We start from the raw sequence: 13,144 nt of genomic DNA, 5'->3' as shown, positions 1-13,144 counted from the left end.
TTGAACTTTTAAATTAGATGATAATCAGGAGGGATTTTCAATATGTCTATTAAAGAAAATGTACAGTTCAGCCCTACACTCCCTTATTCACGGTATGTCGAACCAGAGGTATTCAATGAAGAAAGAAAAAAAATCTTTAGAAAGAGTTGGATATTAGCTGGGCATGCAAGCCAAGTTGAAAAAGTAGGCGATTTCATGACAATAGACATCGCCGGAGAGCCTATTATCGTTTCTCACGGTACTGATGGTGAACTTCGTGCTTTCTACAATATTTGCCCTCATCGCGGAATGAAAGTAGAAAACTCCGATAAAGGAAATAAGAAAATTTTACAATGCGGATACCATGGATGGACGTTCAAATTAGATGGAAGTGTGCATAGAGCTCCTAATTTTAAAACGAATGAACTGGGAATACACAGCTGTATGAAATCCATTCGCTTAGAAGTTCAGAATGCTATGATTTTTGTCAATCTAGATAAAAATGCACCTTCTATGGCAGAAGCATATCAGGAATTTTTAGAGGAAATGAAAGAGTATCCCTTCTTTGATTCACTGAAACTAGTTAGGGAAACCAGGCGTGTAGTAAAAGCTAATTGGAAAGCCGTTGTTGACAATTACCTTGAATGTGATCATTGTTCCATTGCTCATCCTGGCTTTGCAAAATCCTTTGATTTATCAAACTTTTGCACAACGACACACGACAAATTCACCTATCAATATATGACAGCAAGTAAGAATGGCGAAGGTGATCAAGCGCGTTTTTATTGGGTTTGGCCAAATATGATGATTAACGTTTATCCTGGAGACGGGAATGTGAATACTATTCAAGTAATTCCTGTTGATGCCGTGACGTCTTTAGGTATTTATCGTGATTACTCCCTCGATGAAAAAACAACCATAGAAAAAGAAGAATATTTTAAATTTGTTGACCAAGTACGGCAGGAAGATTTTGAACTGGTGGAAAAACTGCAAAAAGGATTAAGTTCCGAGGCATTTACAAATGGTATCTTTTCTCCAACTGAACATGCTGCAGTCTATTTTCATGAACTTATTCATAAAAAGCTCCAGAACTAACAACTGAGCTGCCAATTGGAATGCACTTAAAAGAAACGTGATACAGAGAATTTTTGAATTTAATAGCTAAGCAACCAACCAGTGTGATTCGGCAGTTTACTGGATCACACTGGTTGAGTTGTTTTTTAGTGCTGAGTTTTTTGCTTATTTCAACGACTGAAATTAATCAGGGTGAGAGGATTTGTTCTTCCATTGTTGTTCTTCAGCAAGAAACTCAAAAAAAACATTCATGGCAGTAAGCGGATGCTCATTTACTCTTTTAAAGTAATTACTTTTTCTGGCATCTGTTATATAGCTGCTTTTTTTAATTCTATCCAACATATATTGTTGACTCATTTTCACTATTTCTTTTTGGTTGTGTTTGTTTTCTTTTAATAAAGCAAATCCAACAGCTCCCACCAATGCATAGATTCCAAGTGCAATTTTCGAGATGGGTAAAGATTCGTTCTTAAATAAAAGGAAAAAAAGATTAATGACGGAAAAGCCTATCATCACAGTCGAAAAAAAACCGTATTTCATATTTTTCTTCAACAAGGGGGACAATTTTGATTGAAGTTGTTCGATTTCGGCTTGCATGAAACTAGGTATATTATTTATTTTAATATTCATTGTATCCTCCTTAATATTGTTCGAAAATGGCACTGGGAAATCGTACCTATTCACTGAAACAGGAAAAGAAACCTAATAATATATATCTTATCGTTTGGAAACGTGTTTGTCATTTAATATAACCCTTGGATTTTTAAAGGGAGAAGTACAAGCGGTGATGTGAATAAGAATGCCATTTATACGTTTGATAACCCAGTTAGACAGCTTTCTTGCAGTATGTTGCCTTAATATACTAACAATGGTATTAATGATGAATGGATTATGGTAAAATGGTCCTCAAATGGAAGCTGTTTTTTTCGTTTTTTGATTATTAATAGTTATGGATGGCCTTGCCGCGCCTTTTTTTGTCATAAATACGTGACTATTGTGGTATTTTGTTCTTTTAAATCGAGTTTTGGAACAAATCAATATATAATTAGAAAGCGAGATAATAGATTCAAAGATTAAGGAGGGACATAGAATGATGGAATGGGCTCTGATCATTTTGTTTGCTGCAGCAGTATTACTGTTCATTTTATCGTTTATTAAAAAGGATTCTGTAAAAGTGGACAGTCAATTGGAACAGGTTGCAATCACTTTTGGAGATGAAATGAATGTATTACAGGAAAAAATCAGAAACATCGAGATAGATGCTGAAATTACGGTGCAAGAGGCAGGCATTCTAGCAATGTCTTCCGAAAAGCGGGTCTTGTTGCGTGAAGTACTCGACCTACATAAGCGAGGCTATTCATTTGAAAGCATCGCACTGAAGACAAAACAGCCGGAAGATGAAATAGAACGCATGCTTACTCCTTACATAATAACGAAGAATGAAAGGAGAAATGTGGCCAATGACATCTAAATCAATGCGCAGCTTTGCCGGAGGCATTGTTGTTGCAGCAGGCTTATGCGGTGCAGTGTACTTCTTTGGTCCAGGTGAAGCGACCGGCACATCGGAGAAACTATCAGAAGATGAAATGAAAGAGTCTCTGGCTTCAGAAGGGTATGTCATACATTCCGAAAAAGAATGGGAAGAACAGATTGCTGAAGCACAGTCGGTTAAAGATAAAGCGGAAGCGGAAAAAGAAACGGTAAAAGAACCAACAGAAAAAATCATATACCGTACAGTTCTTTCTGTGTCTAAAGGCTCGACAAGCATCGATGTGGGGAAAACCCTGCAAAAGGCAAAAGTCATTAAAAATGCAAATGAGTTTTCCGACGCGGTTGAAAAGAAAGGCAAGGCCAACGGATTACGACCTGGAACATATGTGGTGGATAGTGCGATGACGACGGAAAAAATAATTTCCATCATATTTAAATGAACTAAAAACGACCATCGATAAGAGGGTCGTTTCAGACTGTAGACAAACTCGATTAAAGTCGAGTTTGTCTACAGTTTTTTTATGGTTTGTACAATGAACGCTGCCTCCAGGCACTCGCTTTTCCCGCAGGAGTCTCGAACACCCGCTCCAATCACTTTGTTTTAAAATTTAGATAGAACCCCTCATGTCGGTAAAGGTTCGAAATGCTTTCACTCCGAAAAAATTGGTTATCTATACGGATGAAATCCTCTTTAAATTGAGAATTTGCGACATACCTGCCGAATAACTGGCTAGCCGAGACCCCGGAGACGTTTGTGTTGAGGAGGCTCGGCAGACAGTCGGCGGAAAAGGAGTGGACTTCTGAAATCAACTGGAACGTTTTTTTAATGCAGTCAACCCTCAAAATATCATATGGTTTGCTGTTATTTTACAATAAGATAAAAGAAAAGGGTTTTTTCATGTTTTCTTTAACTTAATCTTTGTCCGCACTCCGGCCCACACTGCAATGATAAGACCTCCAACAGTATCCGCAATTAAATCTATCATTGTATCCTTATTTCCCCCGCCTTGAAGTGTCATTCCGAATAATTGATCAGAACTAAATTCGTAAATCTCCCATATGACACCACCAAGTGCTGAGAAGGAGAGAGTAAACAAAAAGACAAACCAAGGGGATATTTCTTTGCCTGCATTTCTGTATATCAATCGTTCATATAAAGCGATTCCCGTAAAAGCGAGAAGGGAACCGCTTAGTAAATGTAAGAATGTGTCCCACCATCCCAGTCCATACCAACCTAAAATAGATCCTAAATATTGTGAACCGAATAAGAAGATTAAATAGGAAATGATTATTGGCAGATTGAATTGAAGCTTGGTAAATAGGGCCAATAAAAGGGGAATTGCTCCACATACCACACCGCCTATCGAAACGAGTGATTTAAAAGTTTCATCGGATGTATAGTAAAAAATAGATAAAGCTGCCATGAAAAGTACATACACTGAACTTAATGAAATAACTAGCTTCCGATTCATATGAATACCTCTATAAATTATAATTTTGATTTTTGTACAATAGAATAAATGGAGATAAGCAGGCCGCCCGTAAGACCGTAAATTATATCGTACATGGTGTCTTTATTACCGCCTCGCTGCATGGTATGAGTAAAAGTGATATCTCCTACGAACTCATATATTTCCCAAAGAACAGTGGCAATGACTGAAAGTGAGAGAACAAATAGAAAGATGACCCACCTTGAAACATCTTTTCTCGCTTTTGGAGGAATGAATTGTTTATAAAGAGCAATTCCAACAAAAGCCACGAAAATACCTTTGTAGAAGTGAAGGCCAGAGTCCCACCATTTAAAATCCACATAAAAATTTGCGATAGACCCTAAAAATGTCGTACAGAAAATAAAAACATAGTAACCGATTATGATTGGAATGTTAAAAGGATTATTTTTTACAAACAGTAATAAAATGGGCAAGGCACTTACCAATATTCCCCCAAGGGCTACCATCCATCGGGAAGAATCATCTTTTATGAGGTAAAAGATGAGTAAGCCAGTCATGAATGCTATAAAAACCAGACTGAAAATGATGATTATTTTATGTTTCAATATACTCACCTCATTCGTAAATATTCATTAACCCCGACAATTTCGGACTTCTGGAATTTTTATGATGTTCTTTTAATCGTTTTGGTCATTATCATTGTTGGCTGCCATGGTGCTTATTAATGGCGTTATTAAATTTAGCCGTGATAATCAATAATAAAGGCATGACCAGACCATAAGTCCATGCATAGAATAACCATATATTTCTATTAAATTCCCCGGATGATGGTACCATCGGAAAAACAATCAAAACCATTATCATCCCTAAAGCCGTAGTAAATGGACGATAATCTTTTATATTGAATATGTTTGAAAAAACAACAACCGATACATAAAAATACATCACCGATAGGTTGTAAAAATCCAAATCGTGCCCGCATTAGGAATTCCCTATATTTATTTTTTTGCCATCGTATAACTTGGAGCGATATTTCTTGCTGTGGTATCGAGTCCAAGAACCAAAATATCCAGCATGATAAACAGAATTAAAATGATTCCTCCGATCAATGTGCCGATAAAAAAAGCTTTACCCCCTTTTTTACTTTCATTGACTTTTGAAGGGAAAATCATTAAAAACATAACAGGAGATAGCGTGAACACGCTGATGAAAAAAAGTGTCGCACGTATGACAGGTTTGGCTCCATTTTCAAATACTGGCTGAATGTTTTGGATATTGGCTTGAGGAATGATGGATACCAAAAAAATAGTCAGTAATATTAATACGGGTATGAAGAATATTTCCAACGTACGTGTAAAAGTTTCAATACCAAGGCGAACTGTAAAGATCACAACTGCAGCTAACATTATATTTAATGCTGCAAGTGGAGTATCCGGCATCCAAAAAGTTTCAATGAAATTCCCCATATAATAAATTGTCTCGGCAGCAGTTGAAAAAGACCAGATAAAAAATGTGAAATTGATCATCATTCCGACTAACTTACCGAAAACCTTTTCATTTATTTGATCTAAAGGGAGTTCAGGATATAAATTTCCAACCCTGATGTGGAACCATACAAAAATTAATGCGATTCCTGTTCTAAATAATGCAGCAAGCCACGCATCCTGCTTTGCAAAACCAGCTAAAGGAGAAGGAGTATGTAAAATAACCGTTCCTACCGAGTACAAAAGAATAAAAAATCATCATTTGATGTGAAGAAATTTTGAAACTACCAGGCATTTTTTTCTCCTTTATGTTTGTTCCTTCCTTCTTTACTCCATAGTTTTGGCTATTCATATTCAAGTTATTCACACGGAAATTAATTTGAATCGTCTTGGCTTTTCTTCGAAAGTCGATTCCCATTTCATTATTCGGGCTCGATTTTGCTGCTTTTTATATTATTCTTATTTCTTATTTCGGAAATCACACGCCATGTTTTGTCGTGCGAATTTACCCATCACTCGTTTATAAATTATCTTCCTATGTGTTTGACAATTGAATATTTTGTCTCGGATTTGAGAAACGGCCATACATACTTTAGATAATAGAAGAATAATTTTACTTGTCCCACTTCCATTATGTAGCTTCTCCTAATGGTCCAAGAGAAAGTATTTAAATTCCCCCACATCATAATGTTTTAGGAACTGAATATTTGATTTAACTGATTTTTCATCAAATTTCATTTGGTGAGATTTTCTGATTAACCTGCTTCGTTACGTCAATTAAGGTAAAGATGCAACAATATTTTTATTTGTAATAGATTTGAGTTGGCGCGATTCTTGCATATTATTTATGTGTATATCTATGTGTGTATATCTAATAAATATGGAGAAAGGAGAAGAATGGGAAACTGTTAGACACACAATTATTGAAAACATTTATTTGATGTTTAATTTGCCCTTGGTTATATGTCAGAAATTTAATCCGGATTCATAAAGGGAAGGCGAAGCCATAAAACTTAAAAAAGGTAGGGGAATATTAGAATGAAAATACCAGTGGAAAATATAGTAGAGTTAACTGTAGAACATCAATTCTTACAGGCTTATCCAATATTAAGTCAGTTGCGTACTGATTTGACTTTTAAGGAATATCTAGAATTATTAAATGAAATGCGTAAGGAGGGTAAAAAGTTATTTGCTTTATATCATGATACGAGCATCGTAGCGTTAGCAGGTATTAGCTGGCGTGAAGATTCATACAATGAACGCTATGTTTATGTGCAAGATTTGGTTACTGATGAAAATCATCGTCCTAGTGGCCTTGGTTATAATCTGCTAAGTTATATACATAATTGGGCAAAAGACCAGGGAGCTGAATATATTACATTGGAATCTTGAATTCGGTGCCTTGTTACCATATATTTTTCGTCGTTTCATGTACAATTTTTTTAGCTGTTGATAGTACCTTTTTTCACTTCTAGAGTGAGGAAAAAGTGGGTAAAAAACATTATTAATGAAGAAGTTAAGGTGGGAAAAACCAGGTTATAAACCTGGGATTAAACAAACGAAAAAAACGATTCGCATATTCAAAGGCAAGGTGCCCTGCACCAAAAAATTAGTTGAAAGCTTATAGAAACTCTGTGGAGAGAAATCTCTGCAGGGTTTTTCTTCATTTATCTTTTTTCGTGCCCTTAAACCGACCAACTTCATTCCACTTTATCAAACAAGAAAACATTAAAGTCGTTGCTCTCGAAAATGATAATAGATTATGCGAATATTGGCAATCTATGCAGTTACTCATAGGATACTTTTAAACATAACTTCCAATAAATTTGATTAGTTGTGCTTCAGGTGCCTAGTAAATCCATTTTTAATATTATACCTATTGAACTGACTCCAAAAGAGAGGTTGCTTCCGAGTTTACAGTGATGGAAGGAAGTGGTTAATTGCAATTCAATTATGTGGAAAAAACAGGTCCAAAAATGTTAATATCCGAGCCATCTTCAGCAACTTTTAATTGAATTTTGCTCTTGAAAATTAATTGCAATTTATTTTACTTAGATGGATATAATTGCAGCCAAGGTGAAAACATAATTTTAACGGGCTATTGGTTATGAGGGGGTTAGCATTGAAATCTCGAGTTCCTATTCCATTGAGGAAGTTAATTGAAGATAAACAATCAGTGAAAAGTAAAAAACAAGAAGTAGACCTAAAGCAAAGCGAACATCCAAACTCCAGCAAAACTAAAAATCAAAACCAAAATCCGGTTCAAGCCCAAAACCGAAGTAAAGACTCAAAGAATCATCAAACAAAACTTATATCCTCTGATCTTCAATATAATTTAGACCATATTAAGAAAACGTTAGGAAATAGTTCAGACATAGTTATAAGGGATTTTCAAGCAGGTAAAAATGGGGAAATTAAGTTAGGTATCGTTTACACAGATGGATTAACGGATTCAGCTTCCATCCAAGATTTAATCCTCGACACTTTGATGGTTGAAATTCGGAACGCTGACTTGGACGTAGCAGTCCCTGATTGTTTTGAAATAATAAAATCAAATACTCTTCCTGTAGGGGGAATAGTGGAAATAACTGATTTTCAAAAGCTTTTTAACCATGTTTTATCGGGAGACACGATGTTATTGATGGACGGCTCCCCAAAAGGAATGGCACTCGGCTCAAGAGATTGGGCCGATCGCGGAGTTCAAGAACCTTCCTCCCAAACAGTAGTAAGAGGACCAAAGGATGGGTTTACTGAAACGCTGCGAACAAATACTGCTTTAATACGACGGAGAATAAAAGATCCAAACCTTTGGCTTGAAACAAAGCAGATTGGAGAAAAAACGCAAACAGACGTTGCGATTATGTATTTAAAAGGTGTTGCCAATGATAAAACGGTTTCAGAATTGCAAAGCCGGTTAAATCGAATCAATATAGATGCGATTCTTGAGAGTGGTTACATTGAAGAGCTTATTCAGGATGAAGTATACACTCCTTTTCCAACCGTTTATAATACGGAACGTCCTGATGCTGTAGCCGCTGCCATTTTAGAAGGAAGGATTGCGATACTAATTGACGGAACTCCGTTTGTCCTTATCGTTCCAGCATTGATGGTGCATTTTTTCCAGTCCAGTGAAGACTATTATCAACGGGCAGACATTGCAACATTAATTCGAGTATTACGGTATTTATCCTTTTTCCTTGCTTTGCTTACACCATCACTTTATATCGCTGTCTCAACCTTTCATCAAGAAATGCTTCCTACTCCTTTACTCATAAGTCTAGCCTCACAGCGAGAGGGTGTTCCTTTTCCAGCTTTTGTAGAGGCGATGCTGATGGAGGTAGTATTTGAAATCTTGCGTGAGGCAGGTGTGAGGATGCCTAGGGCAATCGGTTCATCCATTTCCATCGTGGGTGCATTAGTTATTGGACAGGCTGCTGTCGAAGCAGGGTTCGTTTCAGCAACAATGGTTATCATCGTGTCCTTAACAGCCATCTGCAGCTTTGTGTTCCCAGCCAATAGTATGGCCATGGCTTTTCGGATGCTTCGATTCTTGTTTATGATCCTTGCCGCTACATTTGGGTTATACGGGATCATTTTGGGGCTAATCGTGATGGTCCTGCATTTAAATAGCATACGATCTTTTGGTTTACCATATTTAGCTCCAAATGCACCATTCATTTTACAAGATCAAAAAGACAACATCATTCGTATGCCGCATTGGTCATTATTAAAGCGGCCTCGTTTGATCAGTAAAAATGATACAGACAGAGGAGATGTAAGTTCTCCTAAACCACCTAGATAAAATGATGAGATTATGAGGGTTCACTATGAAAAAAATGCTAAAGGTATTTTTAATGTTACCTATAATTTGTTTATCCGGCTGTTGGAGCAGCATTGAGTTGAACGAACTTGCCATCGTTACTGCCATGGGAATTGATAAAAAAGAAGATGGGTATCTTGTAACCGTCCAAGTTCTAAATTCGAGTGAGCTGGCAGGTGATGCCCGTTCTGGCCGCACGGAAGTTGTAACCTTCAGGAAAAGCGGTGCAACCATTGCTGAAGCAATTAGAAGCCTATCAACTGATGTACCAAGGAGGTTATATGTCGCACATCTTCGTGAAATCGTCTTTGGTGAGGAAATGGCCAGGGCAGGAATTGCAAAACCTCTGGATGTCCTTTCCCGGCAAAAGGAGTTGCGTTCGGATTTCTATATGACCGTTGCAAAGGGGGCAACTGCTTATGAAACGCTTAATGTGCAAACGGCCCTTGAAAAAATACCGGCTAATAAAGTTTTTGATGCCTTGGAAAATTCAGAGAGAAGGTGGGCACCGACAAGGACGGTCACTTTGGATGAGCTGGTCAGCAGTATCGTCAGCAAAGGGAGACAGGCCATGCTAACGGGGATTCTCGTTTATGGTGATCCCGAATCAGGAAGCAATGTTACGAATGCACAAAATATCTCCCCGAAATCCGGCTTGCGTTTGGATTATCTTGGAGTATTCAAGAAGGATAAACTTGTCGGCTGGTTAAACAGGAACGACAGTAAAGGTGTTAGTTACATTACAGATCATGTTAAGTCCACTGCGGTAAATATTCCATGTGAAGGTGAGCAAATTACGGTCAACACGACTAGTTCAAAAACGAAAATCAAGGGGAAAATGGAAAAAGGAAATCCGAGAATAGATATAAATGTCACCTCAGAAGGGAGTATAGGTGAAGTAGAATGCACAATCGATTTAACTAAACCTGAAAAAATCGAAGAATTGAATAAAAGATACGCAAAAGACATTAAGGATAAAATAGAAGGATCGATAAAAACGCTTCAAGAGAAGTATCAAAGTGACATTTTCGGTTTTGGTGAAGAAATTCATAGAACCGATCCTAAAGCATGGAAACGTTTAGAAGGAAATTGGGATCAGGAATTCGCAAATTTGGACGTGAATGTAACCATTAAAGCAAAGATTCGCAATTTAGGCACCATATCAGAATCCTTTCAAAAAGAAATCGAGGAGTAAAGGTCAATGTGGGCAATTATTGGAACAGTGTGTACTGGAGCTATTATTTCATTTTTCGAAATACCACCCCTTATTAAAAAGAAATGCTGGAAGGAAATTGTCATTTTCATTTTATTGCTTTTAGTTGGCATGACGTTGAGTATTTTAATTATCAAGGATATTACCATTCCCACTCCTATAGACTGGATAACGAAAATATATAGTCCACTGGCTCATTTCATGGATCGTATTTTATCCTAGGGAGGTATTAAATATGCTCGAAAAAGGAAAAATCAGCTCTGGTGAATTTCTTATAATGGTTATCATATTCACCATAGGAGGAGCGATACTTACTTTACCTTCCGTACTTGTCTCTTTAGCAAAGCAGGATGGCTGGATTGCCTATATCTTAGCTACTCTCATCGGTTTATGTTTCGTTTTCCTATTTACCCGGCTCGCATCACTTTACCCATCCATGACTTATATAGAAGTTAATGAAAAAATATTTGGAAAATGGATCGGGAAGATCTCGGCACTGCTATTCTTATTTTATTTATATTACCTTTCTTCAGCGTTACTTAGTGAAATTGGGAATTTTTTTTCATCACAGGTTCTGGTTGAGACACCTATGGAAATGATTATGATCTTGTTTATAATAACAAGCTTATTTGGTGCACGGCTAGGATTGGAAGTTATCTGCCGGACTGCATTAATCTTTTTTCCTTGGCTTGTTCTGCTGCTTTTCATATTATTCGTATTTCTTATCCCGGATATCAAAATCGAAAATTTGCAACCTATATTTGAAGAAGGCATGAAACCGATAATGAGGGGATCATATCACTCTTTAGCTCTGCCTTATGTTCAGCTCGTTTTCTTTTTGATGATCACTCCATATGTAAACGAAAAGGCTAAAGTGAAGAAAAACTTTTATTTAGGGACTCTGTTAGGTGGCGGCGCTCTTTTCTTGGTGATCCTTTTCAGTATCCTCGTATTGGGTGCTGATAATACAGCGAGATTGACCTATCCTTCTTATAAATTGGGGATGAGGATAAGCATCGGTAATTTTTTTGAAAGGGTCGAGGTCATTGTGGCCTTCATTTGGGTTTTTACAGAGTATTTTAAGTTGACCATATGCTTTTATGGACTCGCTTTAGGGATAGCTCAATTGCTAGGATTAAAAAATTACAAAATTCTTCTATTCCCATTAGCTTTTCTAATTCTCACTTTTACCATCTTTTCGCATCCCGATATCGTGCATTATCAAAACTTTATGGCTACAGCTTGGACACCATTATCCTTAACGATTTGTTTTATTCTGCCATTGTTATTATTACTGGTTGGGAAAATCAGAAAAAAATAAGAAGTGTATCACATTAGATGTTCAAGTGGACGTTTATTACGTCTGTAAATCATGAAAATTTAGAAGGGAAAAAGATCTGAGATATAGTACCTAACTGATTCAAGGGAAATAAATAAGTGAAATATTCTGACAAATGTATTGACTAAAGAAAGCTCATGTTTTAATATAACAATATATAACATTACATAATGTTGTATATCAAATATTAAAGGAGTGGGAAAATGAGTAAATCGGTTATTAATGTAAAAAGTGATGTAAAAACAGTATTGGATCAATTAAAGGGTAGGAAAATTAACAATATTTATTTGGTAGCATGCGGGGGATCTTCTGCCATCATGTATTCAGCTAAATATATACTGGATCGTGAAGCTGAAAATATAACTTCCGATCTATATAGTTCAAATGAGTTTATACATCGTAATCCACAACAACTAGGGAAGGAATCCTTAGTAATTTTATGCTCTATGTCCGGAACAACTCCCGAAACGGCAGAAGCGGCTAAGTTTGCAAAAAGTAAAGGTGCGTTTACTGTGGCATTAACGAACGAACCAGGATCACCATTAGCCCAAAATGCGGACCTTTTCATTAAATATGAATGGGGTAACGGTGTAAACGCCTTTGATACAAACCTGAGTGTTTTATATCAACTAGTTTTTGGTGTACTTCATATAGCGGAAAACAATGAGAAGTTTGGAAAACTTGTATCAAGTTTAGAGAATTTACAGCCAGTGTATGAAAAAGCCCTGGAGAAAGAAGCTTCTAATGCAAGAGTATTCGCCCAATCTCATGCAAAAGAACCTGTTATCTATACAATGGCAAGTGGTTCCAACTATGGGACAGCCTATTCTTTTAGTATTTGTATCTTAATGGAAATGCAATGGATACACTCACATGCCATTCATGCTGGCGAGTACTTCCATGGACCATTCGAAATTATTGACGAAAATGTACCGTTTATCATTCTATTGGGATTGGATGAAACAAGACCATTAGAAGAAAGAGCGTTATCTTTTTCTCAGCGTTATGGCAAAAAACTAACGGTGCTAGATGCAAAACAGTATGATTTTGATGGTATCGATGAAGAAGTAAAAGGATATATTGCACCGCTTATCTTAAATCGTGTATTGCGTCAATATGCAGAAGAATTAGCGGAAGCGCGTAATCATCCTTTAAGCAAAAGGCGTTATATGTGGAAAGTAGAATACTAATAGTTAGAGAAAACTTAATATTCTGTATATTTTTTACGAATTATACTATAATGTTTTATAACATTATAGTATAATTTCCTGATGATAAAAGCATTTATAATAA

General features: G+C 36.6%; 13 protein-coding genes. 9 read left to right on the top strand and 4 right to left on the bottom strand.

Annotation, left to right across the window (positions count from 1 at the left end; genetic code table 11):
• Nucleotides 1–42 precede the first annotated feature (42 nt).
• Nucleotides 43–1,074, top strand: a complete 1,032-nt coding sequence (locus tag ABOA58_RS16730; protein ID WP_350299291.1) for an aromatic ring-hydroxylating oxygenase subunit alpha — start codon at nucleotides 43–45, stop codon at nucleotides 1,072–1,074.
• Between the two features lie 162 nt (nucleotides 1,075–1,236).
• Here the strand turns inward: ABOA58_RS16730 and ABOA58_RS16725 are convergent, their stop codons facing one another.
• Nucleotides 1,237–1,683 carry a DUF5392 family protein gene (locus tag ABOA58_RS16725; protein ID WP_350299290.1) on the bottom strand — a complete coding sequence of 149 codons (447 nt, stop codon included), beginning with the start codon at nucleotides 1,681–1,683 and terminating at the stop codon, nucleotides 1,237–1,239.
• A gap of 460 nt (nucleotides 1,684–2,143) precedes the next feature.
• Between ABOA58_RS16725 and ABOA58_RS16720 the strand changes: the two genes are divergently transcribed.
• Together ABOA58_RS16720 and ABOA58_RS16715 are read left to right on the top strand one after the other, a co-directional pair.
• Nucleotides 2,144–2,524 carry a hypothetical protein gene (locus tag ABOA58_RS16720; protein ID WP_350299289.1) on the top strand — a complete coding sequence of 127 codons (381 nt, stop codon included), beginning with the start codon at nucleotides 2,144–2,146 and terminating at the stop codon, nucleotides 2,522–2,524.
• Entirely contained in the window at nucleotides 2,514–2,984 is a 471-nt protein-coding gene (locus ABOA58_RS16715; protein ID WP_350299288.1) for a hypothetical protein, read from the top strand. Before ABOA58_RS16720 ends, ABOA58_RS16715 begins: the two co-directional genes overlap by 11 nt.
• A 456-nt stretch (nucleotides 2,985–3,440) precedes the next feature.
• Here ABOA58_RS16715 and ABOA58_RS16710 read toward each other — a convergent pair whose 3' ends face one another.
• The 3 genes from ABOA58_RS16710 to ABOA58_RS16700 form a co-directional block, all read right to left on the bottom strand.
• Nucleotides 3,441–4,016: a hypothetical protein gene (locus ABOA58_RS16710; protein WP_350299287.1), complete on the bottom strand. Its 576-nt coding sequence runs from the start codon at nucleotides 4,014–4,016 to the stop codon at nucleotides 3,441–3,443.
• Nucleotides 4,017–4,033: 17 nt separating this feature from the next.
• Complete coding sequence (locus tag ABOA58_RS16705) at nucleotides 4,034–4,609, bottom strand: membrane-spanning protein (protein ID WP_350299286.1); 576 nt, start codon at nucleotides 4,607–4,609, stop codon at nucleotides 4,034–4,036.
• 384 nt (nucleotides 4,610–4,993) lie between these two features.
• Nucleotides 4,994–5,722, bottom strand: coding sequence for a GerAB/ArcD/ProY family transporter (locus ABOA58_RS16700; protein WP_350299285.1), 729 nt, complete (start codon nucleotides 5,720–5,722; stop codon nucleotides 4,994–4,996).
• Nucleotides 5,723–6,517: 795 nt separating this feature from the next.
• Between ABOA58_RS16700 and ABOA58_RS16695 the strand changes: the two genes are divergently transcribed.
• The 6 genes from ABOA58_RS16695 (at nucleotide 6,518) to ABOA58_RS16670 (ending at nucleotide 13,041) form a co-directional block, all read left to right on the top strand.
• Complete coding sequence (locus ABOA58_RS16695) at nucleotides 6,518–6,871, top strand: GNAT family N-acetyltransferase (RefSeq protein WP_350299284.1); 354 nt, start codon at nucleotides 6,518–6,520, stop codon at nucleotides 6,869–6,871.
• 919 nt (nucleotides 6,872–7,790) lie between these two features.
• The gene (locus tag ABOA58_RS16690) at nucleotides 7,791–9,281 is read left to right on the top strand and encodes a spore germination protein (protein WP_350302902.1); all 1,491 of its coding nucleotides are present in this window, start codon (nucleotides 7,791–7,793) and stop codon (nucleotides 9,279–9,281) included.
• Between the two features lie 25 nt (nucleotides 9,282–9,306).
• Nucleotides 9,307–10,494, top strand: a complete 1,188-nt coding sequence (locus ABOA58_RS16685) for a Ger(x)C family spore germination protein (protein WP_350299283.1) — start codon at nucleotides 9,307–9,309, stop codon at nucleotides 10,492–10,494.
• Nucleotides 10,495–10,500: 6 nt separating this feature from the next.
• On the top strand, nucleotides 10,501–10,734 hold the full coding sequence (locus tag ABOA58_RS16680; protein WP_053535516.1) for a hypothetical protein: 234 nt from the start codon (nucleotides 10,501–10,503) through the stop codon (nucleotides 10,732–10,734).
• Nucleotides 10,735–10,747: 13 nt separating this feature from the next.
• Entirely contained in the window at nucleotides 10,748–11,833 is a 1,086-nt protein-coding gene (locus ABOA58_RS16675; protein WP_350299282.1) for a GerAB/ArcD/ProY family transporter, read from the top strand.
• A 221-nt stretch (nucleotides 11,834–12,054) separates the two neighbouring features.
• Nucleotides 12,055–13,041, top strand: coding sequence for an SIS domain-containing protein (locus ABOA58_RS16670; RefSeq protein WP_350299281.1), 987 nt, complete (start codon nucleotides 12,055–12,057; stop codon nucleotides 13,039–13,041).
• The last annotated feature ends 103 nt before the right edge of the window (nucleotides 13,042–13,144 follow it).

This window comes from Peribacillus frigoritolerans, from assembly GCF_040250305.1.
In the GTDB taxonomy this organism is placed as follows: Bacteria; Bacillota; Bacilli; order Bacillales; family DSM-1321; genus Peribacillus.
The sequence above is the reverse complement of the archived record's forward strand: the minus strand, read 5'-3'. Positions and strand labels throughout refer to the sequence as shown.

Bases quoted from the DNA above. Each gene is read 5' to 3' on its own strand.
- ABOA58_RS16695 (WP_350299284.1), top strand. From the start codon at position 6,518: ATGAAAATACCAGTGGAAAATATAGTAGAGTTAACTGTAGAACATCAA.
- ABOA58_RS16710 (WP_350299287.1), bottom strand. From the start codon at position 4,016: ATGAATCGGAAGCTAGTTATTTCATTAAGTTCAGTGTATGTACTTTTC.
- ABOA58_RS16670 (WP_350299281.1), top strand. From the start codon at position 12,055: ATGAGTAAATCGGTTATTAATGTAAAAAGTGATGTAAAAACAGTATTG.
- ABOA58_RS16715 (WP_350299288.1), top strand. From the start codon at position 2,514: ATGACATCTAAATCAATGCGCAGCTTTGCCGGAGGCATTGTTGTTGCA.
- ABOA58_RS16675 (WP_350299282.1), top strand. From the start codon at position 10,748: ATGCTCGAAAAAGGAAAAATCAGCTCTGGTGAATTTCTTATAATGGTT.
- ABOA58_RS16730 (WP_350299291.1), top strand. From the start codon at position 43: ATGTCTATTAAAGAAAATGTACAGTTCAGCCCTACACTCCCTTATTCA.
- ABOA58_RS16720 (WP_350299289.1), top strand. From the start codon at position 2,144: ATGATGGAATGGGCTCTGATCATTTTGTTTGCTGCAGCAGTATTACTG.
- ABOA58_RS16680 (WP_053535516.1), top strand. From the start codon at position 10,501: ATGTGGGCAATTATTGGAACAGTGTGTACTGGAGCTATTATTTCATTT.
- ABOA58_RS16725 (WP_350299290.1), bottom strand. From the start codon at position 1,683: ATGAATATTAAAATAAATAATATACCTAGTTTCATGCAAGCCGAAATC.
- ABOA58_RS16685 (WP_350299283.1), top strand. From the start codon at position 9,307: ATGAAAAAAATGCTAAAGGTATTTTTAATGTTACCTATAATTTGTTTA.